Origin of the sequence: Nocardia altamirensis NBRC 108246 (genome assembly GCF_001612685.1) — a bacterium.
Classification (GTDB): domain Bacteria; phylum Actinomycetota; class Actinomycetes; order Mycobacteriales; family Mycobacteriaceae; genus Nocardia; species Nocardia altamirensis.
This window is the reverse complement of the sequence record NZ_BDAY01000050.1, coordinates 75,039-98,520: the sequence shown is the minus strand read 5'-3', so window position 1 is coordinate 98,520 and position 23,482 is coordinate 75,039. Positions and strand designations below refer to the sequence as shown.

At 65.4% G+C, this 23,482-nt stretch carries 37 protein-coding genes; 29 read left to right on the top strand and 8 right to left on the bottom strand.

Annotation, left to right across the window (positions count from 1 at the left end; translation table 11 throughout):
* Positions 1-487 precede the first annotated feature (487 nt).
* The 22 genes from NA11_RS47415 (at position 488) to NA11_RS25705 (ending at position 12,763) form a co-directional block, all read left to right on the top strand.
* Positions 488-820 carry a DUF8033 domain-containing protein gene (locus tag NA11_RS47415; protein WP_501193648.1) on the top strand — a complete coding sequence of 111 codons (333 nt, stop codon included), beginning with the start codon at positions 488-490 and terminating at the stop codon, positions 818-820.
* Positions 715-1,101: a hypothetical protein gene (locus tag NA11_RS45010; RefSeq protein ID WP_141717844.1), complete on the top strand. Its 387-nt coding sequence runs from the start codon at positions 715-717 to the stop codon at positions 1,099-1,101. The genes NA11_RS47415 and NA11_RS45010 overlap by 106 nt, the downstream gene beginning before the upstream one ends.
* The gene (locus NA11_RS45005) at positions 1,098-1,601 is read left to right on the top strand and encodes a hypothetical protein (protein WP_141717843.1); all 504 of its coding nucleotides are present in this window, start codon (positions 1,098-1,100) and stop codon (positions 1,599-1,601) included. Before NA11_RS45010 ends, NA11_RS45005 begins: the two co-directional genes overlap by 4 nt.
* Before the next feature lie 31 nt (positions 1,602-1,632).
* Complete coding sequence (locus NA11_RS25800) at positions 1,633-1,917, top strand: hypothetical protein (protein ID WP_141717842.1); 285 nt, start codon at positions 1,633-1,635, stop codon at positions 1,915-1,917.
* A gap of 333 nt (positions 1,918-2,250) precedes the next feature.
* The gene (locus NA11_RS25790) at positions 2,251-2,559 is read left to right on the top strand and encodes a hypothetical protein (RefSeq protein ID WP_069164581.1); all 309 of its coding nucleotides are present in this window, start codon (positions 2,251-2,253) and stop codon (positions 2,557-2,559) included.
* A gap of 541 nt (positions 2,560-3,100) precedes the next feature.
* Positions 3,101-3,295: a hypothetical protein gene (locus NA11_RS25785; protein ID WP_069164580.1), complete on the top strand. Its 195-nt coding sequence runs from the start codon at positions 3,101-3,103 to the stop codon at positions 3,293-3,295.
* An 83-nt stretch (positions 3,296-3,378) separates the two neighbouring features.
* Positions 3,379-4,395 (top strand): ArdC-like ssDNA-binding domain-containing protein, encoded by a 1,017-nt coding sequence (locus tag NA11_RS25780; protein WP_069164579.1) that lies wholly within the window; start codon positions 3,379-3,381, stop codon positions 4,393-4,395.
* Between the two features lie 77 nt (positions 4,396-4,472).
* On the top strand, positions 4,473-4,988 hold the full coding sequence (locus NA11_RS25775) for a hypothetical protein (protein ID WP_069164578.1): 516 nt from the start codon (positions 4,473-4,475) through the stop codon (positions 4,986-4,988).
* A gap of 20 nt (positions 4,989-5,008) precedes the next feature.
* Entirely contained in the window at positions 5,009-5,362 is a 354-nt protein-coding gene (locus NA11_RS25770) for a hypothetical protein (protein WP_069164577.1), read from the top strand.
* Between the two features lie 79 nt (positions 5,363-5,441).
* Positions 5,442-5,705: a hypothetical protein gene (locus NA11_RS25765; RefSeq protein WP_069164576.1), complete on the top strand. Its 264-nt coding sequence runs from the start codon at positions 5,442-5,444 to the stop codon at positions 5,703-5,705.
* A gap of 30 nt (positions 5,706-5,735) precedes the next feature.
* Positions 5,736-5,978, top strand: coding sequence for a hypothetical protein (locus NA11_RS25760; protein ID WP_069164575.1), 243 nt, complete (start codon positions 5,736-5,738; stop codon positions 5,976-5,978).
* A 15-nt stretch (positions 5,979-5,993) separates the two neighbouring features.
* The gene (locus NA11_RS25755; RefSeq protein ID WP_069164574.1) at positions 5,994-6,281 is read left to right on the top strand and encodes a hypothetical protein; all 288 of its coding nucleotides are present in this window, start codon (positions 5,994-5,996) and stop codon (positions 6,279-6,281) included.
* A complete protein-coding gene (locus NA11_RS25750; protein WP_069164573.1) occupies positions 6,278-6,553 on the top strand; it encodes a hypothetical protein in 276 nt (91 codons plus the stop codon). Before NA11_RS25755 ends, NA11_RS25750 begins: the two co-directional genes overlap by 4 nt.
* A 112-nt stretch (positions 6,554-6,665) precedes the next feature.
* Positions 6,666-7,409, top strand: a complete 744-nt coding sequence (locus NA11_RS25745; protein ID WP_069164572.1) for a hypothetical protein — start codon at positions 6,666-6,668, stop codon at positions 7,407-7,409.
* 186 nt (positions 7,410-7,595) lie between these two features.
* Positions 7,596-8,294 (top strand): hypothetical protein, encoded by a 699-nt coding sequence (locus NA11_RS25740; protein WP_069164571.1) that lies wholly within the window; start codon positions 7,596-7,598, stop codon positions 8,292-8,294.
* Positions 8,295-8,856: 562 nt separating this feature from the next.
* On the top strand, positions 8,857-9,420 hold the full coding sequence (locus tag NA11_RS25735) for a hypothetical protein (protein ID WP_069164570.1): 564 nt from the start codon (positions 8,857-8,859) through the stop codon (positions 9,418-9,420).
* Positions 9,421-9,471: 51 nt separating this feature from the next.
* Positions 9,472-9,768 carry a hypothetical protein gene (locus NA11_RS25730; RefSeq protein ID WP_069164569.1) on the top strand — a complete coding sequence of 99 codons (297 nt, stop codon included), beginning with the start codon at positions 9,472-9,474 and terminating at the stop codon, positions 9,766-9,768.
* Positions 9,769-9,833: 65 nt separating this feature from the next.
* Positions 9,834-10,103: a hypothetical protein gene (locus NA11_RS25725; RefSeq protein WP_141717841.1), complete on the top strand. Its 270-nt coding sequence runs from the start codon at positions 9,834-9,836 to the stop codon at positions 10,101-10,103.
* 2 nt (positions 10,104-10,105) lie between these two features.
* Entirely contained in the window at positions 10,106-10,444 is a 339-nt protein-coding gene (locus tag NA11_RS25720) for a hypothetical protein (RefSeq protein WP_141717840.1), read from the top strand.
* Complete coding sequence (locus NA11_RS25715; RefSeq protein WP_069164566.1) at positions 10,444-10,731, top strand: hypothetical protein; 288 nt, start codon at positions 10,444-10,446, stop codon at positions 10,729-10,731. The genes NA11_RS25720 and NA11_RS25715 overlap by 1 nt, the downstream gene beginning before the upstream one ends.
* A 632-nt stretch (positions 10,732-11,363) precedes the next feature.
* Positions 11,364-11,846: an LPD29 domain-containing protein gene (locus NA11_RS25710; protein ID WP_069164565.1), complete on the top strand. Its 483-nt coding sequence runs from the start codon at positions 11,364-11,366 to the stop codon at positions 11,844-11,846.
* Positions 11,843-12,763, top strand: a complete 921-nt coding sequence (locus NA11_RS25705; RefSeq protein ID WP_069164564.1) for an N-6 DNA methylase — start codon at positions 11,843-11,845, stop codon at positions 12,761-12,763. The genes NA11_RS25710 and NA11_RS25705 overlap by 4 nt, the downstream gene beginning before the upstream one ends.
* Before the next feature lie 11 nt (positions 12,764-12,774).
* Here the strand turns inward: NA11_RS25705 and NA11_RS45000 are convergent, their stop codons facing one another.
* Positions 12,775-13,074, bottom strand: coding sequence for a hypothetical protein (locus NA11_RS45000; RefSeq protein ID WP_141717839.1), 300 nt, complete (start codon positions 13,072-13,074; stop codon positions 12,775-12,777).
* Positions 13,075-13,604: 530 nt separating this feature from the next.
* Here NA11_RS45000 and NA11_RS25695 point away from each other — a divergent pair.
* The 5 genes from NA11_RS25695 to NA11_RS25675 all read left to right on the top strand — a co-directional run bounded on the left by NA11_RS25695 (position 13,605) and on the right by NA11_RS25675 (position 17,982).
* The gene (locus NA11_RS25695) at positions 13,605-14,357 is read left to right on the top strand and encodes a hypothetical protein (RefSeq protein ID WP_069164562.1); all 753 of its coding nucleotides are present in this window, start codon (positions 13,605-13,607) and stop codon (positions 14,355-14,357) included.
* A gap of 54 nt (positions 14,358-14,411) precedes the next feature.
* Positions 14,412-14,885 (top strand): hypothetical protein, encoded by a 474-nt coding sequence (locus NA11_RS25690; protein WP_069164561.1) that lies wholly within the window; start codon positions 14,412-14,414, stop codon positions 14,883-14,885.
* A gap of 76 nt (positions 14,886-14,961) precedes the next feature.
* Positions 14,962-15,741, top strand: coding sequence for a hypothetical protein (locus NA11_RS25685; protein ID WP_069164560.1), 780 nt, complete (start codon positions 14,962-14,964; stop codon positions 15,739-15,741).
* 586 nt (positions 15,742-16,327) lie between these two features.
* Positions 16,328-17,521, top strand: a complete 1,194-nt coding sequence (locus NA11_RS25680; protein WP_069164559.1) for a hypothetical protein — start codon at positions 16,328-16,330, stop codon at positions 17,519-17,521.
* A 71-nt stretch (positions 17,522-17,592) separates the two neighbouring features.
* Positions 17,593-17,982: a hypothetical protein gene (locus NA11_RS25675; protein WP_069164558.1), complete on the top strand. Its 390-nt coding sequence runs from the start codon at positions 17,593-17,595 to the stop codon at positions 17,980-17,982.
* Between the two features lie 74 nt (positions 17,983-18,056).
* On the opposite strand, the gene NA11_RS46365 is transcribed toward NA11_RS25675, so the two are convergent.
* From NA11_RS46365 to NA11_RS45825, 5 genes are all read right to left on the bottom strand, one after another.
* Positions 18,057-18,785 (bottom strand): hypothetical protein, encoded by a 729-nt coding sequence (locus tag NA11_RS46365; protein WP_218023377.1) that lies wholly within the window; start codon positions 18,783-18,785, stop codon positions 18,057-18,059.
* A gap of 625 nt (positions 18,786-19,410) precedes the next feature.
* Positions 19,411-19,668: a hypothetical protein gene (locus tag NA11_RS44995; protein ID WP_141717838.1), complete on the bottom strand. Its 258-nt coding sequence runs from the start codon at positions 19,666-19,668 to the stop codon at positions 19,411-19,413.
* A 73-nt stretch (positions 19,669-19,741) separates the two neighbouring features.
* On the bottom strand, positions 19,742-20,128 hold the full coding sequence (locus NA11_RS25665) for a hypothetical protein (protein WP_069164557.1): 387 nt from the start codon (positions 20,126-20,128) through the stop codon (positions 19,742-19,744).
* 38 nt (positions 20,129-20,166) lie between these two features.
* A complete protein-coding gene (locus NA11_RS25660; RefSeq protein WP_069164556.1) occupies positions 20,167-20,421 on the bottom strand; it encodes a hypothetical protein in 255 nt (84 codons plus the stop codon).
* 72 nt (positions 20,422-20,493) lie between these two features.
* Positions 20,494-20,664, bottom strand: coding sequence for a hypothetical protein (locus NA11_RS45825; protein WP_167837729.1), 171 nt, complete (start codon positions 20,662-20,664; stop codon positions 20,494-20,496).
* A 66-nt stretch (positions 20,665-20,730) separates the two neighbouring features.
* Here NA11_RS45825 and NA11_RS25655 point away from each other — a divergent pair, with 66 nt between their 5' ends.
* Both NA11_RS25655 and NA11_RS25650 read left to right on the top strand, forming a co-directional pair.
* On the top strand, positions 20,731-21,120 hold the full coding sequence (locus NA11_RS25655; protein ID WP_141717837.1) for a hypothetical protein: 390 nt from the start codon (positions 20,731-20,733) through the stop codon (positions 21,118-21,120).
* The gene (locus tag NA11_RS25650; protein ID WP_069164554.1) at positions 21,117-21,422 is read left to right on the top strand and encodes a hypothetical protein; all 306 of its coding nucleotides are present in this window, start codon (positions 21,117-21,119) and stop codon (positions 21,420-21,422) included. The genes NA11_RS25655 and NA11_RS25650 overlap by 4 nt, the downstream gene beginning before the upstream one ends.
* Before the next feature lie 128 nt (positions 21,423-21,550).
* On the opposite strand, the gene NA11_RS25645 is transcribed toward NA11_RS25650, so the two are convergent.
* Together NA11_RS25645 and NA11_RS25640 are read right to left on the bottom strand one after the other, a co-directional pair.
* Entirely contained in the window at positions 21,551-22,741 is a 1,191-nt protein-coding gene (locus tag NA11_RS25645) for a hypothetical protein (RefSeq protein WP_069164553.1), read from the bottom strand.
* Between the two features lie 137 nt (positions 22,742-22,878).
* Entirely contained in the window at positions 22,879-23,457 is a 579-nt protein-coding gene (locus tag NA11_RS25640) for a transglycosylase SLT domain-containing protein (protein WP_084655070.1), read from the bottom strand.
* Positions 23,458-23,482: the final 25 nt, after the last annotated feature.

The window sequence follows — 23,482 nt, the reverse complement described above, 5'->3', positions numbered from 1 at the left end:
CGTGCTCGCCTTCCCCGAAGTCGATTCCCGCTACGCGGGAACGTCTTCCACTCACGACTAGTCTAATTCTGTTGCTACGCAACAGCATTAACCGTCCTATTCATTCCGATTGTGCGGCTACGCCGCATAATCTCTCACGCTTCACTTACACCGAATCTGTTGCTACGCACCAGATCTGACTGAAACAATATACGCCTACACCGGCGTACGGCTACCGCCGGACACCCCCTCCCCCCGTTCGAGCAACTGTGCTCACGCAAGCGCTAGCATGCGCGCACCAGCAGCATAAGGCTTTGTACAGCAACTGTTTTCGCCTGATACATACCAATCTACTTGTCGCACAATCTATTTCGACAGCAGATCGACGGCGCTAGCATGCTCAGGCCGGCGTCTACTTCGTTATCTAATTGTTACTGTCCACCCTCTTTCTCATTGCCCCTTGTAAGGGGTAACGTCAGTCTCAATCGAAACGAAGGGAGAAACCGAAATGGCAACCAGGCCAGTTCGCACAGCCGACACCCCCGCCTATATCTCGAATCGTGAGACGTTTCAAACGCACGGTTCAATGTCCGGCGAATATCTGTCGCAATTCTCCGCATCACGTACCGGTCGGCTCCCCGAGTCCCACCGGGAAGTATGGGAGCTCGACTACAAGGCAAGCCAGGACGCGGGAACGGCTATGTATGTAGTCCGGTCCTACGACACGCCGATCGCGTGGTGGACAGCGCATGCGGGTTGGTTTATTCCGAACGAAAAATACACCCAAACCACATCCACTCGGCATCAGAGCCGTCTGTGGTCGATTCGGAAAGCCGCATAGAAATGGCGCACAAAATAACCGCCCGTAGCAAAGTGACCGTAATCGAACGTCACCAAATCGGCCGAAAGAACTCTGAATTCGTGCGTGAATCTGTTGTGACATTCGCAACAGTAAAGCGCTGGGCGGACGAAACGGGAAGTGGTGACCCTATGCGCTCGGTCGACAATATCGCCGGTGATCCGAAAACCAGCGAAACCGTTCATTGGCGCGTCTATTACTACTTTTATGGTGTGCCGCACGCGCACGACTTTCACATCTATTTGAAAGGTGAGGGCAAATGACCGCATACGACTATAGGACAAATCCCCATCCGTACATTCCGTATTCACAACGTCGACTTAGTGACCCTTGTCCGCAGTCACGCCCGGAATGGTTCGCTACCAAGCATTTGCATAGCGAGGTAAGAATGTTGTTGCGCATGAACGCCAAATATGGGACTCATGTACTCCGGGTGAAAGCTGAGCTCGACCTTATGGATATCATCCGCCAGCGCGAAACAAATTTCCGTGTCGTGTTCCGCAGCGTGAACGGTGGACTGTCTTGCTATGAGCTTTCCAAGGTTTCCGGTTACGCCGATTTGAAGAAAGCACGGCAGCATGCGCGCAAGATTCTACGCGAATTCTCGTGCTATTACCGCGCGTACATATTCGACGGCACCGAACTCGCTGAGAGCTTGGTACGCGATGGAACGCGCACATTCGAGACACCCATTGATGAAATCGACGCGCCGCTTATGGGTGCAACCGATATAGGCGCATCGCGTCCATTGTTGACTGTTTAATTCGGTCGGTCTCAGGAAAAGGAACGGTGTGATGGCATGGGCGGTTATTCAAGAGGGCGGCTCATCTCGTGAGTTCTATGTACATGTGCTCGATACCGAGGACGACGCGACAGACTATAGGTTCAATTGCGGAACGGCAGCGTACGCCACGACAGACCCTGTCGAAATGCCGGAGTCTACCGATTGGGTAGCGCTGGCCAAGCTGGCCGGGTCTATTGGGTCGCTGGAGTGCCTAGGTATCCCCGAGCACGGTCATTGTCGGTCGTGCGGCGCGCGCGACAACAAGCCGCATTTCGACGATTGCGAAAAGGAGTAGTGCCATGGCATGGGTAGTGATTATGGATTGCGAGGACGGTTCTCTGCATGTCAATTCAGGGGAAACGTTAGATGAGTCGATTGACTACCGAATGGACTGTATGAACGACGGCGGATACAAGACTACGGAGCCGTTCCAAATGCCCGACGAAACGGACTGGAATTCGTACGAGAAAGAGATACAAGGGGCTTCATTCAAATTCGAATTCCCGGAGTGAGAGCCGAACACAGCAGCGTTTCCTTAGTTGCGACTGAGGTACTTGTGTCGAGTCCGACGATACGCGGACTCGGTACTAGAAGTTCAGACGTACAGACATCATGAAAGAGGTTCGAGATGACTACAAAGATTGAGATTCTGGACAACCTGAAATCTCGCAAAGTCACTAAGGCAGAACTGTGCGACGAATTGGCCTCTCTGGCCGAGTCGGCCCTTTTCGCAGCAGGAACGGAGGTATATTCCGGGCGGGTGGAAAGCGTGGAACATGAGGGTATTTCCACGCGTATTACCCTTGTGGTAGACGAGACGTTCGGCGCGATGTTCCTGGAATTTGCGCCAGGGGTACGGGTGTGCCTGAGCCCCAACGATGAACTTGCCGCAGATATAGAAGACTTGTCGGCTACCGCTGACAGTACGATCGGGTGAGCGCATGATTACCGCCGAACAGCGAGACTATGTGCAAAATACCGGTCGAGACCTGGGCGGGTATGCTCACACGCACTACCCGACGTTGGATGACTTCCGTGTGACGACGGTCTATCAAGTCACGTCCTGTCGTATGGAAGTCCTCTATGGCGCTGGCACGCTTTTCGAGCGTGCCGTACATCAGGGTTGGCACTCGAGGTAGCTAACCCGCCGGAACTGACCTCGCCAAGGACCCTCCCGCGGCTCGCCCTAGCGCGCCTGGCCGCGCCGGCCTCGGCTGGCTCGGGCCTGCTGACTGAGTCCGGCCGAGTTTCGTTGCATCCGGTCGAACCCTTCGTTCTAGCCTGGCTAGTTTCGTTGCATCGCAGTTTCGTTGCACATTTCTTCGTCGAAGATTTTTGGACTCCAGTCTTGACACATTACCCCTTGTTAAGGGTATGGTTGGTTCATCGGCAGGCACAACGAAGTGTCACAGGGAATCAATGAAGATTCCCTCGCCGCAGCGTAATCCGCAGAAACCCTGTTCAGCGATCGGAGCGTCATGAGCGACTACACGGTCATCCGCACCCACGGTGTCGACATCAAATACTTTCCGCACTCCGACTACCGGTCAGCACGTCGCTTCATGGGTACGAGCATCAATATCGCCGAATTCTTCGGAGCCAAGGTGACGACCGCACCGGCGACACCGCGACTATGCGAAATGCGGACGGAAGCGCACTCATCTACGCCGTAACCCCCGGCCGTCCGGCCCATCTTGTGGCCCATCCCGCCTGATTCCTGACCACTCCCAGCGTTGCCAGAGAGGACGCCCCCGCCATGACCACCACCAGCAAGCGCAGCACCAAGCCCCGCCGCACCAGTGCCCGCCGTCCGCTCACCCCGGCCGAGATCGAGCGCAAGGAAGCCACCTACGCCGAGCGTGCCGAGACTCTGCACGCCGAATTGACCAGCAAGGTAAGCCAACTCGTCGCTAGCGACCAGTGGAAGGCGTTCCTGAACTTCACCGCGTCGTTCCACCACTACAGCCTCAACAACACGCTGTTGATCTTGGCTCAGTGCCCGAACGCGACCCAGGTCGCCGGATACGACGCGTGGCGCAAGCTGGGCCGCAAGGTCAATCAGAGGTGCAGTATCCGCATCTACGGGCGGCCCTTCCGCACGGTCAAGGACAAGGACGCCAAGACCGGGGAGGAAACCAAGCGCCGCGTAGCCTGCCGCCCGCCGATCCTGTCCGTGTGGGACATCTCCCAGACCGAGCCGATCCCCGGTGTAGCCCAACCCGGTGAACTGGCCCGCCGCCTGTCCGGTGAGGACCACGCCAACATCTACGACCGAGCGGCGTCCGTGCTGACTGCACGCGGATGGGACGTCAGCCGACAGGAAATCCCCGGCGAGAAGAACGGCTACACCACCTTGACCGGTCCCCAGCGTGTCGTTGTCGATTCCGGGTTGTCTCCGGCGCAGACCGCCAAGACCGTCATTCATGAGCTGGCGCATGTGGTCCTGCATGCGGAGCCGTTCCGGGCGGCTGAGGACGCCGGTGCCGAGGTTCCGCCGTTGCATCGGGGTATCTGGGAGACCGAAGCGGAATCGGTCGCCTACGTGGTCGCTGCCATGCTCGGGCTCGACGCCTCCGATTACAGCGTCGGCTACGTCGCCGGATGGGCCGACGGAAACACCGAACTCGTTGCCCAGACCGCGACACGCGTGCACGCCGCCGCCGTCGAGATCGCAAAAGCGCTCGATATCGACGCGACCAATGACAGCACCGCCAACGACGACACCGGCGACGAACCCGTGCTGGCCGAGTCCGCACCCCAGCTCGCAGCATGACCCACCCGCGCGCGGGGGCCGCCTGCCCGCTGCCCCCGCGCCCTACCCAGCACCCGTCACGCCGAGAGGGGCTCTCAATGACCGGCCGTGCATTCACCGACACCGGCAAAAACACCTCCGAAGGCCATCGCATCTACCTGGCCGAAGGCCCGGTATCCGGGCCATTCGAGGTCGCTTACTACTGGCGCAAGAAGCTGCCCAACAGCAGCGCCACCGGATGGGTCCTGCGGATCACCGGCCCCCGGCTGAACACCAACCGCGTCGACTACGACGCCTACGTCGACCTCATGGTCGAGCCCGCGAAGGGCTGCACCGACAAGCCCGGCAGCGAGGCTGCCTGGTGGGTGCGCAAGTCCGACGGCAACTGGGACGACTACCCCACCGCTTCGGCCCGAACCAAGCTCGACGCGCTCTTTGCCGAGGTGTACGCCGAGCTGCACACGCCACATGCGTTGTGGGAAGCCAAGATTCGCCGCGCTGAGGATCAGATCGCCGAACTACAGGACGCGCGCACCGCTTTTCTCGCCGAGAACGACGCGGCGATCGACGCCGCAGTGCGCCGTCTTTCCTTCCACCTCGACACCCCCGCGTAATCGGAAAGGAATCGCCCACCATGGCCACCACATCCGGCAAGCGCCAGCGCGCTACAGTCAAGTCACGCACCCGCCGCAAGACTGAAATCGGCCCCCGCATAGGCGATTTCATCGAATCCGGCACCGGTAGCGCCGACCGTATAGCGACCGTGCTGCGCGACGGGCGGATCATGCTCGCGCACCCCGGCAGCAGCTTCCACTACAACCCGGCCACCTCCGCCATGGGGCACTCCGGGGGACTGGCGCGCCCGCTCGAGCTCACCCTCACCGATACCGGCGAACGTCGCGACTCCGACGCCTGGCAGTTCAGCCCGGAGATGACCCGCCAACACATCACCGTGCCCGTCCGGGTCTGGCGCAGCACCAGCGCGTAGGCACCCGAGTTTCGTTGCACCGCAGTTTCGCTGCACACGCCCTCCCAGACACAGAACACCCGTACCGAAGGAGCCCGCTATGACCGGCATGCACTACGACGTCGACGTCGAAACGGCTACCGGATTCGCCACGTTCGACGGCGGTGAGACGGTCACCGTGACCGTGTACGCCCTTGATTTCAACACCGCCGCCTATCACGGCGTCCGGAGCGTGATCGCGGCCGCCGCCGAAGCCAACCGAGCGCACAGGGACCTGCCCGCCGGTGTTATCGCCCCGGCTCGGCAAACGACGGACCAATGCGACTACCGCGTCACCGCTATTCGGCCCAACTACAAGTCCTAGCCCCGACCCGTGCGAACCGAAGGACCTCAGATGACCACCACCGCCGCGATCCCCGCAGGCAAAGCGATTTACGCCTACGAGATCCAGGAGAGCCGCGACAGCGGCGGCACGTGGAAGCAGGTTCCCGGTGCGTGGTACCGGCGCGGCTACGACTACGAGAACGGCCTCGAGGCGCACGTCGACGAGAAGTTGCGCCTGCTGCGCGATCAGTTCGGCGACTCGATGTTCCAGGCAGTCGGCCACTACCGCGCTGACCGGCTCCTTGCCCCCTGATCGGAGGAAATTTAGATGTTCGACACCGCAGAAATCCGGGCGACCTACACCGGCAAGTACGGAACTACCGAGGTCGGCCCCGCGATCGACGCCCGGCTTCGCTTCGACCGATACACCGGCCACGGCGACGGCGTCTCAGGAGTCCAGCACATCCACACGGCCGGACGAACCGACATCAGCGACGAACACAGCAGCTTCCGCGCCTACGACTCGAAATGTGGTTGGTGCTATCTGAACGCCCCGCACACCGAAAACGCCCACATCGCCAGCGTCGACGACGCCAAAGCCAGGGAGCAGAAATGAAAAGCGTTGACGCCCACCATGAGGGCCGCCGCGTCCGAACTCTGGACACCATCCACGGCAACGGATTTGCACCGAGCTTTCCAGGGTGGGACGCGCCCGATTGCCTCGATCACCTCAAGCCGCTCGAGGCCGGATGGCTCGGCACGATCCACAACGTCGAATCCCACGGCGCGAATCCGTGGACGCGCTACGGCATCACCTTCGACAACGGCATCCGCGCCAACGGCGTCCACCCCAGCGAAGTCGAACTACTTCCCGAAACCGAGAGCTGAACCCTGCCCTGCCGCAACCGGATTCGTGACACTACTGCGGATTCGGCACCCAACCGAGCAAAGGGATTCGCGACAACATCCACCAAACCCACACAACGACAAGAGGTCTCCCATGACTATCGCCACCACCACCGACACCCACCTGGTTCTGCCCACCCCGCTCGAGGGCACCTGGGAAGCAGGCAAGAAGGCCACCGAAACCATCGCGATCGGCGACTACACCGCCACCCTCACCCCCGAGGGCCGGGGTGCCCGGCGCACCTACACTCTCGCCCGGCGCGGCAAGCAGATCGATCACGGCACCCTGGTGCGCACACCGCGCAAAGCGATGAACAAACTGCTGCACCAGCATCATTTCGCAGCGCTACCGACCGGACTGCTCACCGAGTGGCTGACCGCGTTGAAGAACGTCCTGCGTGAACGCCAGGAGGCGCGCTGGACCGATATCCACGGCGCGACGTGGCGACGCTGGCAGGCTGTACTGGGCTCCCTCGAGCAGCGCAGCCCCGCCGGTAAGATCCTCGACGACTTCGAGATCACCGAACTCGACGGAGAGCCCGCGTTCAAAATCGTCGTCCGCTCCGGCCCCCACGCCGAGCAGCTGTCCCAACGTCGGTGGGTCGTCACCGGATGGGCTCCCCTGCACAACGACGCGCGCTATCCTGACCAGCTCGCCGCTGTCACGGTCACCCGCGTGCATGTCCAGACCACCAGCAGCGACGGCACCGGTGACCACCAGTACACCCTCGACGCCGACAGCGACTGGGGCGGCATGCTCGCCCGCGCCGTGACCCGCACAGCCGCTCAACTGACCCTCTACCTGGCAGTCTTCGGCACCGACGAACTCACCCAATAGCCCTGCGGAGCGGGCGCTCCCGCGACAGCCTGAGCGCCCGGCCCGCAGCCGCGGCACTTTCGGCCGGCGAGGCCCCCTTCAAAGTCCCGCGAGTTTCGTTGCACTCCCGCGCGCCGCCGCTCGGCTCCGCGTGACCCGTCTGGCGGTTCTGCCCGCCGCCGCCCTTCCCGCATCGAGAGGTTCCTCATGATCGTCCGATCCCCCTTTGCCGCGCTGCGTCCCGGCACGTTCGTCGTGGTGCACGCCGATGAGCTCGATTTTCACCACACCTGGACCGCGCGTGTGGTCGAGCATCAACGTGCCGAGGGCAAGCTCACCGGCCTGACCGATGTGGAGGTGATCGATGCGTGCGGCTACCCCGATCTGCGGCCCGGGCTCGGTGTCACCGTGCCCACCCGCGAGCTCGGCTCCGGTCCGCTCACCATGGCCGATGCCGCGTCGGCGCTGGTGATCTCCGCGATCGACCACCACGTCGGTGCCCTGATCGCCGATGAGGTGATGGAGACCGTCGGCACCCGACTCGGTGAGTTGATCGCCTCGGTCGCCCGCTATGCCGCCGAGGCCGCCACCGTCGAAGCGCTCGAGTACACGTTGTGGGCGTTGCAGAACTACCGCCACCACTCCGAGATCGACCCGCAGCACGCGAAGGCGTGGTGGCTGACCTGGAACGTCATCGCCAGCCACATCGACATTTTTCGCTGTCCCGATTGCAGCACCGGGGGCATGTACAACCCCGAGCCGGGCGAACGCTCACGGCGGTGCCCGCACCCCGGCATCGAGCGGTGGGCCGGTGCCGACACCGACAGCGAGCGCCGAACCAGCCACGGCTACCTCGGCCAGGCTCAGGCGCTCGGCTACATTCCCGAGCGCTGGGTTACCCGCTGACGCCCTCGCCGAGATCTGAATCGGTGGGCGGTTGCGCGCAGGGCACCAATGATGTTGTGCGCGTGGACTGTAGGATGAGGCTCTACCACTCGACCGTTCGGGCTCAGAGCGCGCATCCAAGCGCGGCAGAGGCCAACACGCGGGTGTCCAACCCTCCCCGATTGGTAGCCCTTCTGCGGCCGGCCTTCGCCCCCCGTTGAAGCCCAGAAGTCACCGACTATTCCCGTCGGCTCCTGCCTCCGGCGTGCCGGCGAGGGGTTTGGAAGCGGATCGTTCCCGCGCGGGAATACAGGCCTGCCGACACAGGGTGCGCTCAGGACCCGCATGCGGGTTTCGATGCATTCCGCTGGCGCCCGGAGTTTCGTTGCATAGCTCGTTCGTTCGCCGCTGGTCTCGTGCGCTTTGTGACCTTATCGTGTTGCGCGCGTGAGTAATTCGCGCGACGCCAACCTTGCGACACTTCCCCCCGAGGTTGGCGTGTGGGTAAACCGTTCGTAGACATTACCCCTTATTGGGTGTAATGTTCTTGCCAGCTACCCCCTCCACGACTCAGGAGACTTAGATGGGCATCCATTTCGGTCCGGCCTACGACTTCGACGCGATGGTCGCAGCGCAGGGATGGAGCGTCGTCTCCCACCATGGCGGCCGCCGCGACGGCTTCGCCACCTTCACCGCCGCCGAGGCACATGAGGTCGCGATCGTCGAGGGCACTGCCGTTCTGCCCGGCGACACCAAGCCCGAGGAAACACGGCTCTACCGCGGCTTTTCCGCTACCTCCACCGCGATCCTGAACCTCGTGGCCGCCGACCCCCGCGGTGAGGGATTCAGGGTCGGCCAAGACGACGCCGAGTTGCTGCTGGACGCCCTGCAGATCACCGACGGCGTCGTCGACGGCCAGGTGGTGGGCTCGGCGACGGTCACCGACCTGCGCGCCCGGCTGGCCCTGGCCGACATCGTCACCGTCACCGACCCCGGTCACCCGACGATCGAGACCCTCGGCGACGGCGGGATGCACATGGTCGAGATGGGCCGCGAACCCGGCTACCTCCAGCGGATCCTCACCGCGCTCGAGGCCCTGTGCGCGTTCTGCGACGACCACGCCATCGCCGAAATCTGCTGGGCCTGAACCATTCCCACGCCCGTCATTACCGAACTGTCAGCGATCGGAGACCCCCGAATGAGTACTACCGCCACCGTCGACGTTGTCGTCATCGGACCCAACCTGCGCGCCACCGCCCACGCCTTCCATGTCCACGCCGCCGGATGCGCGGACCTGGACCGCTCGCCGACCTACCGGGCCCGCGAGCACCAAGCCGACGCCAAGAATGTGCGGCCCCTCGCCAGCCTGCGCGACGTGGTCATCGACACCTACGACCCAGGGTCGTTCGACTACGACCCCGACACAGACGAGTGGGAGTCCTTCGCCGTCGAGTTCAAGGTCTTTCCGTGCGTCACCTGGCCCGCACAGCCGTGACCGCGCGCCGCACCCCGCGCCAGCCCATCGGGCTTGCGCTCGCCGAACCCAGCCAGGAGAGGTCGATGAGCATCGACGACGTCGAGTCCCGAAAGTTCGTGTTGGCCTCGCTCATCCGCTATTCGAGAAACTGCTTTTCTGCTGTGATCGAGACCGCGCTGGAGACCGGGACCATGACCGCAGCGCAGGCCAGAGCGCTCATTGCCTTGTTCGAAGCCCAGATGGCGCAGGAGGAGAAGCGGGCCGAGACCTGCCCGGCTGACACCGCGCACGAACAGCCCGAGCGGGCGCAGCGTGCGGCACTTCGATCCGTCCCGACTTCCGAGGAGCAGTGATCATGACCAAGGACCGGACCCCTCCCGCAGCAGGTGACGATGACCGGATCTGGGTGCTGACAGCACACCTCAACTCCGGCGGCGCTGAACGGGTGCTCGAGATCTACCCCGACAAGCGCACCGCCCTCGCGGATTTCCTCTCGCGGGCGCGCAAGCGGCACTGGTACATCAAGCCGTGGCGCAACGATGGCCTGATCGGCGAAGCGCTCACCGAGGACTGCTGGCACAGCCTGTGCCCGACCGCTCCGGGGTCTTTTCCCAGCGACATCGATTCCGACGCCGACCCCGAGGAACTGCTGCGCGACTACATCGCCGCCAACCCCGCTCCGGGGTGGATGTGATGAGCGAGGACATGGTGGTGCCCGAGCCCGTGATCGAGGCCGAGCTGCTCGACGAGGTCACCACCCCGGAGGTCTACGTGGTCACGACCGGCGAGTACGCCTATCGCCAGGAGCTGGCCGCCTTCGAGGACCGGGACGACGCACGGAAGTGGGCCATCCTCTACAACGCGCACGTGCCGTGGAACTCGGCCGAGGACAAGGCGGTCGCCGCCGAGGAGCCGGTGCCGTTCATGCGGCGAGGTGGCGTCATGCCACCGATCCCCGGCTACGATCCGGGCGCGCAGTAAGGGCCGACGGTAGCGATATCGGCTGAGTCAGTGCGTAATTCGCGCTAACCCCGGTTCGGGGTCTTCTCCTCGCGGCCACCCGCGTCACGCGTCGCCGCGGTCGAGTCCCGGGCCGGGCGGGCGGGCAGTTCACGGGTGCGGGCGCCGCTCGAGGATCGGGCTCCGCGGTGCCCGGCGGAGCGGCAGGTCGAATCGCAGTAGGTGCGAGGCCGGCCTTCGGTGTGGCGGATGATGGGCGCGCCGCAGGTTCGGCACGCGGCGGCGCCGGCGACCCGCGTCTTGTACGGGCAGCCGTCCTCTCTCCCCAATCGCCGAGGGCCGAGGCGCTGAGCTGGCACATCAGCAATATAAGCCGCCAGTCAACCGTGTGTGCGGACAAATCTCGGCATGGCGGGAATCAGGAGATCACCTCTATACATTACACCTTATTAGGTGTAATGTTGTTCCTGTTGACGCCCCGGTCGATTTCGACCGAACCCGCGACCACTGAACTTCCCGAGTCCGCCCGGTCGGCAGCCACACCGGCACTGCCGCGGCGCCGCCCAGTGGCCAGCGCCACCAGGCACAGGATCCGGCCGCCACCAACATCTTTCGACCCACGGCGGCAGTGTCGCCTACCCCAGGAGTGAGACATGGCCAACTATTCGTTCACCGAGACCAGCGCGATTCTGCGCATCGCACTACGCCAGAAATGGCCCGCCGCGAGGTTCGGCGCCCGGCTGGGGCGCGGAACCAGCACCTGGGTCACCGTGCACTGGACCGACGGCCCTTCCGAGGACGCCGTGCAGGCCTTCAGCACCCACCTGCTGAACAACAGCGCGGGGACCCACCTCGTCTCCGGCACCCTGCACCAGCGCAGCTACTCCCCCGCTGCCGAGGCCCTGGTGATCGATGCGCTCGAGCGCGCCCTGCCCGAGATCACCGTCCCGCGTACCGCCGAGGGCGGGCTCGATACCCGCACAGCGCACCAGCTCTCACACACCGGCGGAATCGCCATCAACGGCCGATTCTTCGGCGCGGCAGGGCACACCTACAACGTTCCCGACCTGGTGCAATTGATCGCGCGCACAGTCGATTTCGACGATCCCGCCGCCGTGCTGGGTGCTGCGCGATGACCGGCACGACCGAGCGATGCCACCACATCGCCGAGCAGGTGTGCCGAGCCTGGAACACCACCGCCAGCCACGCCTGCGAGCGCATCGACATCGCGCTGGGCACCGTCGCGACCCTGTGCCTGCGCTGGCCCGTCGAGCACCCCTCGCCCGAGGAGGTCGAGCGTGCGCGCCTGTGGTGGCGAGGACTCGACGATGACGCGCTGATCGCGTGCCTGCGGCGGGTCTGGGCGGTGTTCTGGCTGGCCGAGCCGTATCTGGTCGAAACGGCCAAGCCCTTGCGTGCGTGGCTCGACGAGCCGTCCGACCCGAAGATCACCGCCGGAGTCCGGGCGGTCATCGATGCCGCACTGCACGCGGGCCTGACCGAGATCACCGGCTACCCGCACGCACCGGACCGCTCGAGCGCCGACCTGCTGGGAACGGTCCTGATCTACCTGCGTTCCTCCGGCGCCCGCGACGGCCTCGCCGAATTTCCGACACCGCCGGACGCGGCGGCGTTGATCTCCGAGCTGGTACTTCGCCCGGACCGCTTGATCGAGTCGACGCCGCCACCGGCGGGCGCCCGGATCGGCGACGACGCCGCAGGCACCGGCGGCCTGATCCTCTCGACCGCGCAGCACTTTCGCGCCCACGGCGCCGAGCCCGCCGACTATTGCTGGTATCTCGCCGAGGTCAACCCGCTCGCGGGCGCGGGCGCCGCGATCAACGCCATCCTGTGGGGGTTGGGTCCCAACGTCCTGATCTACATCGGCGACACCCTGACCACCGTCGACGGCGTCGCGCTGGCGGCCGATGAGCGCCGCAGTGTCCTCGCCCACCACGCCCACATCGCACAGGGATTCCGCTACGCCAAAGCAGCCCGCGACGTGCTGCGACTGACCGACACCACCCCGGCGGCCGAGCAGGCGGGTTCGTGATGGCCCCCCGCTCACACCAGCACGCCTTCGCCGCGCACCCGGACACCGGCAACGTCATCTGCGCATGCGGACTCACCGAGATAGCCGCGCAGACCCTTGACCCCGACTACGTCACCGCCTGCTGCGGGTGTGCCGTCGGCCGCCTCGACGCCGATCGCAAGCCGACCGAGGCCGCCTCGCTGGTGTACTGCTTCGCCTGCGAGTGCGATCGGGTCGCGCTTGTCCACCGCGACCAGTGGCAGGACGAGGTATGCGCGGGGTGCGGACGGACCTGCGCCGAGGCCGGTCAGCCCAGTTCCTGGGGCTACCACTGGCGAACCCCGCTCACCGGCTCGTTGTGTGACCCCTCGGTCGAGGAGCCGCCGCTCTCGGCACAGTCCTGTAGCGACGAGTGCGCCGCCAAGGTCGAAGCCCTGCGCGACGCCAACGGCGTACTAGCGCCGATCCGGCGCTCGATACACGGCCGCGTGAAACGAACCCGCAACCGACCCGGCAAAACCGCAGACCGCCAGCCAGCAGCCCAGACCGAACCCCGGCGCGAAATCGCTGGATCTGAGCAACCCCCGGCGTAATATTCGCAACAGGTCAGCTACTCACTCCCCCTTGAGCGGCTGACCTGGCGCCCGCGGACATCACGGCAAATCCCCCCTTTGCCGGCCGCCGCGCCGGGAACTGGTGCCGCCGGAGATCCCCTTCCCGGCGGCACCGTCATGTCGGCCCCGACCGGCCCCACCCCGATCCTCGTCACCGAGCGGGGTGCACACCTCTTGAACATTACCCCTTCTTAGGTGTAATGTTATGGGTGTTGATCCGCTCCCGGAATCGAAAGGGGTTGCCGCGCATGATGATGCAACAGTCCAAGGACACACAAGACGCGGCCGAACTCGCCGAACGCGACGCGGCCCAACTCGCCGAACGCGAGGCAACCGCGCTTGCCGAACGCAACGCCCGCTGGGATGCGGCGGCCGCCGAGCTGCGACAGCTCTACCAGCACGAATTCCAGATTCTCACCACCTTGGGCGCGCACCCGTTCATCCGCGACAACGGCGGCATGACGCTGTGGGCGATCGAATCGGACCTGTGTCCCACCCACGACCCCGACAACACGCTGTACCTGATCGCGACCAGCACCGACCACAACCTGGCCACCAACCGCGACGACATCACCGAGTGGTCGGTCTCGATCTACGAACGCGCCACCGACGAACCCGTCGGCGAAGGCACCGACCCCACCGATTTCCTCGCCGCCTACTGCCGCGCCTTCGAGGACTACCACCGCACCCACCCCACACCGACCGAAGGAACCCCGATGCCCGCCAAAGAGTTTCGCGCCGCCTTCTCCTCCTACAGCGCCGAGATCGACGTCTCCGATCCCGCCGACGAGCACATGCCGCCCGTCGACTCCTACCCCGGAGGCGACGAGCGTCTGCCCGACGACATCACCCCGGAGAAAGCGACGCAGATGCTGGCCGAGAACGGCTACATCGTCGTCGGCGAGTGGGAACTCGTCGACCCCGACGAAGGCGGCTACTCCGCCACCGTGCACCTGGCCCCCGAGCACGCCGCCCCCGTCGACCCGACCAGCGACAACTGACCGCACAAGACGAGCCAGCCCCGCTCGTCCCCTTCTCCACCTCGGAGGTCCATCATGGTCGACACCCCGCCGGTCATCGGGTCATTCGCCGCCTATCACGGCTCCATCACCAGCGCCCACGGCGAGGGCTACGTCGTGTTCCCGTGTCACGACGGCCTGCTCGCGTGGTGTGACGACTGCGCCTATGAACGCCAAGCCTCCGGCTTCCAGCAGCGCTATCTGCTGCGTCGCCCCGGCCAGAAGAGCGGCCTCGTGCACGTGCGCGCAGAGAGCTTCACCGTCCAGGCCTTCGACTGGCCTCCCGATGCCATCGCGACCGATATCGGCGGCTACCGCTACATGGCCTCCCACGCCCTACCAAACCGCCACGTCAGCGACGCGCACTCGGTCTATCACTTCACCGCCGAGGGGATCCTCGGCGAGAAATTCGCCCGCCTCGACACCGCGCAATTGCGCCGATTCGACCGCGACGCACCCCGCGCCGTCACCGACGAACCTCCACAACCCCCGGCCATCTCCACGGCATAGCGACGACTGCCTTGGGCAGCGATACCACCGCGAAAGCGACTGTCCCCCAATCTGATAACCCGATCAGGAGAATCGAATGAGGATCGCCCGCGCACAAACTCTCCAGTGCCCGGCATGCCGACGCCCGTTACTCGACACCGGCGAAGAGCTACTCGACCATGGCTGGCCACACGCCACCCCAGGCCGCCCATGCCAGCCGGTTCCCGCCGAACCCACACCGATCGAACTCGACCTGGGCACCGAATTCGGCACCGCCCGAGGCACCGTCCGCACCGACTGGACCACCGGCTACAGCTACTACACCCTCACCGAACCACGGCTTCGCGGCACCTGGACAGTGCTCATCACCGCGGCCGCCGACCAAACCAGCATCGCCACCATCGACGTCTACTACGGCGAACACCACGACACCATCGGCCGCGAACAATCCCGCGCGAACAATCCCGTCATCAACAACATCGAAATCGCCGGTGCCACATACGCACTCGACATCACCACCATCGACAGCCTCGACACCGCCCGCATCAACTGCCAGCTCGCCGCCCAGGACTTCGAGAGCGCCCCGCTCAAGACCCGCCAGCGCATGACCGCAGTCATCCGCGCACTACTCACCCACTTCACCGACCGGCCCGACCTCGCCACCCTGCATCGCGTGGCCGCACGACACCACGCCGAGCAGATGCGCGTCCACGCCACCCACCGCGTGACCGAGATCGGCAACGAACTCGCCGATCCGACCGCACGGCTCACCGACAACCGCGATCACTACCGCCGCGAGGCCACCCGATACAAGGCCATCGCCAACGGCACCCGATCCCCCGGCCCCGCACCGCAGAACGCCCTCATCGACAACTGAGTCCTGACGCCCCTCACCGTTCACGGCCACCCGGCCGCCACGCCCAACTCCTGCCTCTACGCGATCGGAAGAATCTCGATGACAGAGTCAACCACCAACCCCATCCGATGCCCGGCCTGCCGACGACCGCTGCTCGACACCGGCACCTCGCTGCTCGATCGCGGTCTGCCACACGGGACACCGGTACGGCCGTGTCGGCCCGTGCCCGCCGAGCCCGCAGCGATCGAACTCGACGTGGGAGCCGGATTCGGCGTCGCGCGCGGCACCCTGCTCACCGACTGGACCACCGGCTTCAGCTACTACACCCTCACCGGCGCACGACTGTCGGGCACATGGACTGTAGCCATCTCCGCGGCCGCCGACCAAACCGCTATCACCACCGTCGACGTCTACCACGGCGCCGAGCACGAACACCTACCCAGCGAACACGACCGCGCGAACAAACCCGTCATCAACGGCATCGAAATCGTCGGGACCACAACCGCACTCGACATCACCGCGATCGACTCCATCCCGACCGGTCGCATCAACTGCCGCCGGGCCACCGATACCAGCGAAAAACGCCCCCAACAAGACCCACCGCTACATGGCCGCCGTGGTCCGCGCCCTGCTCACCCATTTCACCACCCGCCCCGACCCGGCCACGCTGCACCGCGTCGCCGCAGTACACCACGCCCAGCGCATGCGCGGGCCCGCCGCCGATCGCGCAAGCGAGATCGCAAACGAACTCACCGCCCTCAACACCCGGCTCACCACCGAACACGACCACTACCGCCGCGAGGCCAACCGATACGAGGCCATCGCCAACGGCACCCGAACCCCCGGCCCCGCACCGGACGCGGTTCACCCTGTGCACCAAGGAGATCCGATGCCACCCACCCGCACCCCAGATGACACCACCAGCGCACACCCACCCGCGAGCACCGACACCGACGCGGTCGTGGTCGCCGGGTTCACCGTCACCGTCCCCGCCGATCTGGGCGAGTTCGCCATCGACGAGGACGCGTTCGCCCGCTGGGTGGTCACCGCCGACATCGACACAATCGACGACCTCGACGCCCTGCTGCCCCGCCTCACCCGTGAGGCACCCGGCGAAGACCTGGCCGAGCTGATTACCGCCGCCCGCAACCGCCAGGTGCTGACCGGTGACCCGCGCCTGCACCTGCAACTACTCGGCGACGACGCCCACGACGACACCGGCTACCACATCCTGATCCGCAACAACGGCGCACACCAGCGCCTACTCGCCGTCACCAGCGGATCGAAACCCCTGGACTACCCCGACACCACCGACACCGCCGCCGCGATGCGCCACTACCTCACCATCGTCTGCACCAACGCCAACGCTCTGCTGGGCGACATGGCCCGCACTCCTGCCGCACCGCCGCTCTCAGCGCAGATGCAGGCGTTCGAGAACGCCGCCCGCCAATACCTTTTGCACCCGCCGACCGAATGGACCGTCAAGCGTGTCACCGAGCGCCGATGGGACGTCGTCGATCTGCGAGGTGCCACCATCGCCACCCGAACCACCAGGAAAGCCGCGCGCGCGGCCATCGATGACGGGCCCGAACGCCGCGTCTGGGATCAGAATCGCGAGTGGTATCTCAGCCAGAGCCGCGATCCCCGCAACCGACCGCTCAACGCCGAGGAGAAGAACATCGTGACCAGGATCCTCGCCGAGAACGCCAGCCCTGACGATCACCGCGGCGAACACTCCGCGACCGGCGCACCGGGGTATAGCCCTGGCCCCGCACCGCGACACGCCGCCGACGGCAACTAAGCCCGGCCACACGACCAAGCCGTCCACCCAGCCAACCCCCGGATGCGTCCACCTATCCAAGGACACCCGCGATGAACAGCGACATCACCAGCCAGACAATCGAATTCGGCGAACCCGACGAAGAAGCCGAAGTGATCAAGGACATGCGGCACGTGTGGCGCCAGGGCTGCCGAACCGCGGACTCCGCAGCCGCCGACCTGCGTGCGGTCGCACAGAAGCTGACCGAACTGCGCACCCTGCCCACACCAGCGGTGCCCTACGCCGATCCCGCCGAGTGGTGGGAGCATCCGCACCTGCCGGGCCTGCCCTTCACCCTCGACACGGTGGACCAGATATTCGGAACACTCATCGGCCACGTGCAATTGATCGCCCTACGCTACGAAGAAGAAAGCCGTGATCTCAACCAGGCCCTCACCGACCTGGACAAGGCACTCGAGACTCCCGCCGAATCACATGAGTAACTGCCGCGGCCGAAACCCGCGCACGAGCCCCACGCGGCCGTTGGAGCATCGACGAAGTCCTCGGCCCGCCACTGCTATCCGGTGGCCTGCCTGGTGGCCCTGATCCGTTTTATGTCTCGTGCGCTCATCCCGAGCAGGAGGTTCGGGCCGGTGATGTAGCGGTGCGGATAGGAGGCGATCAGAGCCGCGGCGATAAGTTCGCCGTTGGAAACGTATGTGCCGAGCGCGTTCTCCACCAAATGCTTCATGCCATAGCTGCCGACCTTGGGCGTCTTGATCGGCATGACATTCTCTCGCAGCCAGGTAGCGAGTGCCACCACCGAAGGCTCGTGCGAAACGAGCTGCGTTCGCCCCTCAGCGACTTCGGCGTTCCACTGCGCGGGTGTCTGGCCAGAGCGACGGTAGGCACCCACACCGAAGTAAGTCAGATGCGGATGGAGCTGCATCACCTCAGCCAAGCCGAGCATCGGTGCATGCTCCACCGAGGGACGCACGGCAGGCCGCCGGGGCTTCGCCGGCCCCGGCTCCGCGGGCTCTCCTCGGCGCCGGCGGCAACTGCGGTGTTCGCAGTGGGCCGCGTCAGGTACCGCACGCACCGTGAGCCGCGACAGCGCGCCCGCGGCGGCCAGGACCTCGGCCATGCCGGGAAGGTGTTCGCGCTTGGTCACGAAATACGAACTGCCACCGAGATTGATCCACAGATCGCGTTCCTCGGGAGGTCGGTCCTGCGTGGCTCCGGCGACGCCACGGACCAGATCGTCGAGATCCCACCACCGCGCCCCGCTGCTGACGTTCACCACCATCAGCGGTCCGTGTCTAGCTGCCGTCTCAGCCCACCATCGGCATTGCACGGGCCTAGTCCAGCTGCTCAACGGCGGCAGAATCTCCACCCCGGCCGGAACCTCGTCGGACGTCGCTGCAGGCGAACCGAGACTATCGAGTTGCCGACGGGCCACCATGTAGGAGACTCCGGTCGCGGCTTGGTGGGTGCGGATCGCGGCCTTGTGGCGGCGGTCACGGGTCATCATGCGCTCCATCTCGCGAGACGCCCCACGCCCAGTCTCGCCGCGGGTACATGGATGACCTGGCGAATGGCTGCTACACGATTCGGGAAGGAACCTTGTCTTCGCTGTCGTGGCGGACGTGGGCCATCACGACTCGGAGCGGGCACGCGTAGCCGTGCCACCGAGCAGTCTACGCCGTGGCCCCCGGACCGACGGCAATGACCGAAGCGGCCGAAATGCTGCTGCGCGCACGGCAATCGGCGCAGACCGCTGAGACCACGTCCTTCCTGCCTGGTACATGTAGAGCCGCTGACGTCAGGCGTCCGAAAGCGATTGCGGCAGTTGAAAACCAAGCCCGCCGCCGCCTGCCCCTCCCTCGAGCCACCGCCCCTGCGTAGTCGCGCATGCTGTCTCGGCGACTCGGCTAGAACGGGCAACCGTCGCAGGTGTCGAGGGCTGTCGAGGCGTCGATGAGGCGCTGCATGCGGTCCTGTGCGTGGCGCCATCCGATGTTGATGCGCTCGGCGATGGTCATGGCTGCAATCCGCTCTTCCCACTCGTATCGCTGTTCGAGAAGGACACAAAAGTCGCATTCACCCCCAGCGGCGTGCACGTCCCTGCGGTGGGCGAGTGGCACGCGGAAGGTGGGGCGGTTGTAGCGCAGGGCCCGAGGCGCAGGCATCTGAATCTCCTGTCAGGGGAAGGCGTTTGGGTTCCGCGCCCAACCGGTGTGGGCGCCGGCAGGGCATTTCGGGTCAAAAAGGGATTTCGATGCCCGAAGTACGGCGATGGCAGTTGTCGCAGATTTCGATGCCGTCTTCGGTGACGGTTCCCGCGTGCAAGCAGTTGCCGTACTGATCGCGCTGCGCGGCGATGCCCGAACGTCCCCGGCGGGCATAGAACTTGGCGAAGACGGTGTGCACCATCTCTTGTGCGGCTTCCTCCGACTGCGGCCGGGCCAGGGCGATCGGGTTGCCCTCGTACTCGACGCGGAAATCCCAGTCGCCGGTGCGTTCACGGAACCAGAAACGCGCGAACGGCGCTGCCTCGTCGAATCGGTCGCCTGCGGTGTAAGTGAGTCCTTCCTCATCACATTGGGTGAAGGTGATCTGCGAGGTGGGGGCACTATGCGACTCGATCATTGAAGTTCTCCTTGTGTGCGGGGACAGGGTGTGGGAGGTCAGGGCTCGATCAGCAGCGTGTGGCGTGCGGTGCCGCCGAGCACGATGGCGGCGATCTGGTCGGAGTAGGTGAGCGTCTTCTGGTCCGCCTCGGCGCGCAGGTGAACGCCGGGCTGGCGCGCCATCGCGCGCAACGCCGTGTCGACCGCGGCAGGACTGGCGGGCACCCGAAGCCGCAGCTCGGCGAGCCGCACGGTCCGGGTGCCTATCGCGGCGTAGGCCTCACGGATACAGGTCTCGATGATGGCGCTCATCCGGGATCTCCTACCAGGGCAATGGATTTGGATTCATGGTCGACGCCACAAACGATCTGAGGGTTGGCGGGGTCATTTCACGCTTGCCGTGGTGACGTGGTCGTTGTCGCAGATGTAGGCATGCACCGGCCCGCGGATGACGACCCCGTTCTTGCGGACCGCGGGGCGGGTGTGGAGGAAGCCGGCCATCCCTAGGCAGGTGTGGCAGGTAGTCGGGGCGGCGGCGGGAGCGGTGGTGTTCATGCCCTACACATTACACCTTATAAGGTGTAATGTGTAGGGAAACACTCACGGACGGAGACCACCCCGATGGCCTCGCATTCCGATCCCCTTGCCGACCCACCCGCCTCCGAAGCAGCAGCGTTAAAAGTCGACAGGTCGATGTTGCCGCCGGTCCCCGAGACCGTCGACGACGACGGCTATCACCTCGACGGCCGCGACTGGGCGAGCCTGCTCGAAGCGATCACCCCGTGGTACGTCGTCACCGGCACCGACGAGCTGGTCTACGGCGAGTGGCCCTACCGGATCATCGCCTACTACGACCACCCCGGCGGCGAGCTGTTCGGCACGGTCGTGTTCACCGAGGGCGACCTGAGCACCCAGGCCTACCCCACGCGAGAAGCCCGCCACGACGCCATCGCCGAGACCCACGCGCGCCCCCTCACCCCCGAGCCGAGCACCGAGACAGGAACGCGATGAACATCTTCCGGCGAACGCCCGATCCGACCAAACGCGCGATCTGCGGCTGCGGCCACCACCTGGCCCTGCACGACCATCACAACGGCACCTGCGGCCACACCAAGGTCATCTACAACGAGACCGACGCCGTAGTGCGCAACAGCGACGGCAACCCTGTCCTGGACCGAAACGGCTACGTTCAGACCGTGGAAAACCGGGAATACGCCACCACCGTGGCGTGCGGGTGTCGGCACTACATCGGCCCCGAGCCGGTCACCTCGATCTTTCCCACCCCGACCTACCTGCCGAGCACCGGCAGCTGAGCGCACCCCCTCCCCACACGATCACCGACGGTTCCGGCCCGAGAATATCGAGCCGGAACCTTCTGTGCGCCAGCCTATTCCCACCGCACCGGTTCAATCCGATGTGACTGTGGCCCGGTCCGGCAGTTTCAGTCGTGCAGATCGGAACGGTAGCCGCGGCCGGGCTTGCGCCAGTTGAGCGCGGTTTCGGGCAGATACCCGTACCGGGCGTCGGAGCGCTTCTTCGGATCCGGCTCGACCGGGTCGAGGCCGGGAAGCTTGCCGCGCAGCAGTCCGCCACCGACCACCGCGTCCCACAACGGGTATCGGCCGTCCTTGAAGTAGGCGCGCGCGGTTTCCGCGGCGTGGCCGTGGATCTCGCCGAACTCGAGAACCGACAAATACATCGTGAAACCGGCGGCAGTGCGAACGCCGGCCACCCGTGTCGCCGGCGCTGGATCCTCGTGCAGATCCGCACGGAAACCACGACCGGGCTTTTCCCAGTTCACACCGGTTTCGGGCAGCCATCCCCATCGCGCGTCGCTGCGCCCCTGGGGGTCCTGCTCGACCGGGTCGAGCCCGGGGACCTTGCCGCGCAGCAGCCCGCCACCGATCACCGAGTCGCACGGCGGGTAGCGATCGTCCTTGAAGTAAGAGCGTGCGGTTTCCACCCCCTGCTCGTGCATCTCACCGAGCTCGATAGTCGACAAATACATCATCTGCACCACGCCCCCGACTGTATTCCTATGAAGGGGCAACGTCTGGGCGCAACGCTTCAGCCAGCCCCACCATCCCGGGTGCCGCCGGCGCACCGGCGCCTCGAGCTCGTCATCGTCCTCGTCGTCGAGTGCGCCGGCGGTGTCGAGGTAGGTGTCACCCCGGTCGGCCTCGGCGCCGCGGATGTCGGTCAGGCCGAGCGCGCTGAGTACGGCGTGGTCGATCCGGTCGTGATCGCGGCTGCTCATCGCCTCCACCAGCGCCCGGCTCAACGCAGCGGGCAGGGCGCGGGCGAAGGCGTCCAGGCGCCGGCGGGTGATGACGACCGGCGCGACAGGTTCGGCGTCTGCGGCCGCGGGCCCGAGGCGGATCGCGTCGGACTCGATGCGGAACCCCTGCAGGCAGGCACGCCACCGCGGGCGCACGGCGACGACGTCGGCGTCGAGGGCACTGCGCCAGGGCGAGTTGAACAGCTGGGCGACACCGCGTTCGGGCAGCCCCAGGGCATAGGCGATGGGCCACCCACCACCGCCGGCCAGCAGCAGCCGCTGGTCCTCATCGAGTAGCACACGCTCGGCGGCCGGCGGGCCCGGCGAGCCCGGATCCTCGGGTGTGCGGTTCATGGGTGAGGCCTTCCGCGAGTAGGGATCGAGCCGAATTGCGATATGCACCCCAACCTCACCCCTAGCTAGGGGTGAGGTTGGGGTATGGGTATGCCCAGGGTTTCGGATGGATCATGGTGTTGTAGAGCGGTTTTCGGTCAGTAGGGTCCGTCGACGTTGTCGATGGTTCCGTAGGTCGCCGCGGCGTAGTGGCATGCCGCGGTGATGTTGGCGACCGGGTCGAAGATGTCCTCGGAGGTGCCCTCGAGCCGGTAGGCGCGGAAGGTCGGATCGATCACCTGCAGCAACCCCTTGGACGGCGTTCCCGCCGCGGCGTTGCTGTCGTAGTTGTTCACCGCCCAGCGGTCGCCGTTGGACTCACGCATGACATTGCGCCGGATTCCCTCATAGCTCCCCGGGATACCGTGATGATCCATGACCGCCAGCGACTCGAGGATCCATCCGTCGAGGTCGTCGCTATAGCTTGCCTGGGACTCCGGCGCCGGTGACGTCGGAGCTGGCGGCGCAGCACCCAGCTGAGCCAAGATCCCTGGCCACGGATCGGGCATCGGGGCCGGCGCGGGCATCACCGGCGCCGGCATGGGTGCCGGGATCGGGGTGGCTTGGCTCTGCTCTTGTGCGGTCGCGGCGCCGCCACCGAGGATGCTCATCGAGGCGAGCAGAGCGGCCGCGGCCGCGGCGGCGCGGCCGCGGGGATTGTGTCTGGACATCGTCATGGTTGTTCTCCTGTTCGTGTTCGAA

Coding starts and splice junctions, on each gene's coding strand:
- NA11_RS47415 (WP_501193648.1), top strand. CDS start 488: ATGGCAACCAGGCCAGTTCGCACAGCCGACACCCCCGCCTATATCTCG.
- NA11_RS25660 (WP_069164556.1), bottom strand. CDS start 20,421: ATGAGCGCCATCATCGAGACCTGTATCCGTGAGGCCTACGCCGCGATA.
- NA11_RS25780 (WP_069164579.1), top strand. CDS start 3,379: ATGACCACCACCAGCAAGCGCAGCACCAAGCCCCGCCGCACCAGTGCC.
- NA11_RS25765 (WP_069164576.1), top strand. CDS start 5,442: ATGACCGGCATGCACTACGACGTCGACGTCGAAACGGCTACCGGATTC.
- NA11_RS25650 (WP_069164554.1), top strand. CDS start 21,117: ATGAACATCTTCCGGCGAACGCCCGATCCGACCAAACGCGCGATCTGC.
- NA11_RS25685 (WP_069164560.1), top strand. CDS start 14,962: ATGAGGATCGCCCGCGCACAAACTCTCCAGTGCCCGGCATGCCGACGC.
- NA11_RS25745 (WP_069164572.1), top strand. CDS start 6,666: ATGACTATCGCCACCACCACCGACACCCACCTGGTTCTGCCCACCCCG.
- NA11_RS25715 (WP_069164566.1), top strand. CDS start 10,444: ATGAGCGAGGACATGGTGGTGCCCGAGCCCGTGATCGAGGCCGAGCTG.
- NA11_RS25690 (WP_069164561.1), top strand. CDS start 14,412: ATGGTCGACACCCCGCCGGTCATCGGGTCATTCGCCGCCTATCACGGC.
- NA11_RS25680 (WP_069164559.1), top strand. CDS start 16,328: ATGGCCGCCGTGGTCCGCGCCCTGCTCACCCATTTCACCACCCGCCCC.
- NA11_RS25710 (WP_069164565.1), top strand. CDS start 11,364: ATGGCCAACTATTCGTTCACCGAGACCAGCGCGATTCTGCGCATCGCA.
- NA11_RS25770 (WP_069164577.1), top strand. CDS start 5,009: ATGGCCACCACATCCGGCAAGCGCCAGCGCGCTACAGTCAAGTCACGC.
- NA11_RS25645 (WP_069164553.1), bottom strand. CDS start 22,741: ATGAACCGCACACCCGAGGATCCGGGCTCGCCGGGCCCGCCGGCCGCC.
- NA11_RS25755 (WP_069164574.1), top strand. CDS start 5,994: ATGTTCGACACCGCAGAAATCCGGGCGACCTACACCGGCAAGTACGGA.
- NA11_RS25725 (WP_141717841.1), top strand. CDS start 9,834: ATGAGCATCGACGACGTCGAGTCCCGAAAGTTCGTGTTGGCCTCGCTC.
- NA11_RS25735 (WP_069164570.1), top strand. CDS start 8,857: ATGGGCATCCATTTCGGTCCGGCCTACGACTTCGACGCGATGGTCGCA.
- NA11_RS45825 (WP_167837729.1), bottom strand. CDS start 20,664: ATGAACACCACCGCTCCCGCCGCCGCCCCGACTACCTGCCACACCTGC.
- NA11_RS25775 (WP_069164578.1), top strand. CDS start 4,473: ATGACCGGCCGTGCATTCACCGACACCGGCAAAAACACCTCCGAAGGC.
- NA11_RS25695 (WP_069164562.1), top strand. CDS start 13,605: ATGATGATGCAACAGTCCAAGGACACACAAGACGCGGCCGAACTCGCC.
- NA11_RS25750 (WP_069164573.1), top strand. CDS start 6,278: ATGAAAAGCGTTGACGCCCACCATGAGGGCCGCCGCGTCCGAACTCTG.
- NA11_RS25720 (WP_141717840.1), top strand. CDS start 10,106: ATGACCAAGGACCGGACCCCTCCCGCAGCAGGTGACGATGACCGGATC.
- NA11_RS25800 (WP_141717842.1), top strand. CDS start 1,633: ATGGCATGGGCGGTTATTCAAGAGGGCGGCTCATCTCGTGAGTTCTAT.
- NA11_RS46365 (WP_218023377.1), bottom strand. CDS start 18,785: ATGGTGGTGAACGTCAGCAGCGGGGCGCGGTGGTGGGATCTCGACGAT.
- NA11_RS25705 (WP_069164564.1), top strand. CDS start 11,843: ATGACCGGCACGACCGAGCGATGCCACCACATCGCCGAGCAGGTGTGC.
- NA11_RS25790 (WP_069164581.1), top strand. CDS start 2,251: ATGACTACAAAGATTGAGATTCTGGACAACCTGAAATCTCGCAAAGTC.
- NA11_RS25665 (WP_069164557.1), bottom strand. CDS start 20,128: ATGATCGAGTCGCATAGTGCCCCCACCTCGCAGATCACCTTCACCCAA.
- NA11_RS25740 (WP_069164571.1), top strand. CDS start 7,596: ATGATCGTCCGATCCCCCTTTGCCGCGCTGCGTCCCGGCACGTTCGTC.
- NA11_RS25760 (WP_069164575.1), top strand. CDS start 5,736: ATGACCACCACCGCCGCGATCCCCGCAGGCAAAGCGATTTACGCCTAC.
- NA11_RS25640 (WP_084655070.1), bottom strand. CDS start 23,457: ATGACGATGTCCAGACACAATCCCCGCGGCCGCGCCGCCGCGGCCGCG.
- NA11_RS25675 (WP_069164558.1), top strand. CDS start 17,593: ATGAACAGCGACATCACCAGCCAGACAATCGAATTCGGCGAACCCGAC.
- NA11_RS45005 (WP_141717843.1), top strand. CDS start 1,098: ATGACCGCATACGACTATAGGACAAATCCCCATCCGTACATTCCGTAT.
- NA11_RS44995 (WP_141717838.1), bottom strand. CDS start 19,668: ATGCCTGCGCCTCGGGCCCTGCGCTACAACCGCCCCACCTTCCGCGTG.
- NA11_RS25730 (WP_069164569.1), top strand. CDS start 9,472: ATGAGTACTACCGCCACCGTCGACGTTGTCGTCATCGGACCCAACCTG.
- NA11_RS25785 (WP_069164580.1), top strand. CDS start 3,101: ATGAGCGACTACACGGTCATCCGCACCCACGGTGTCGACATCAAATAC.
- NA11_RS25655 (WP_141717837.1), top strand. CDS start 20,731: ATGGCCTCGCATTCCGATCCCCTTGCCGACCCACCCGCCTCCGAAGCA.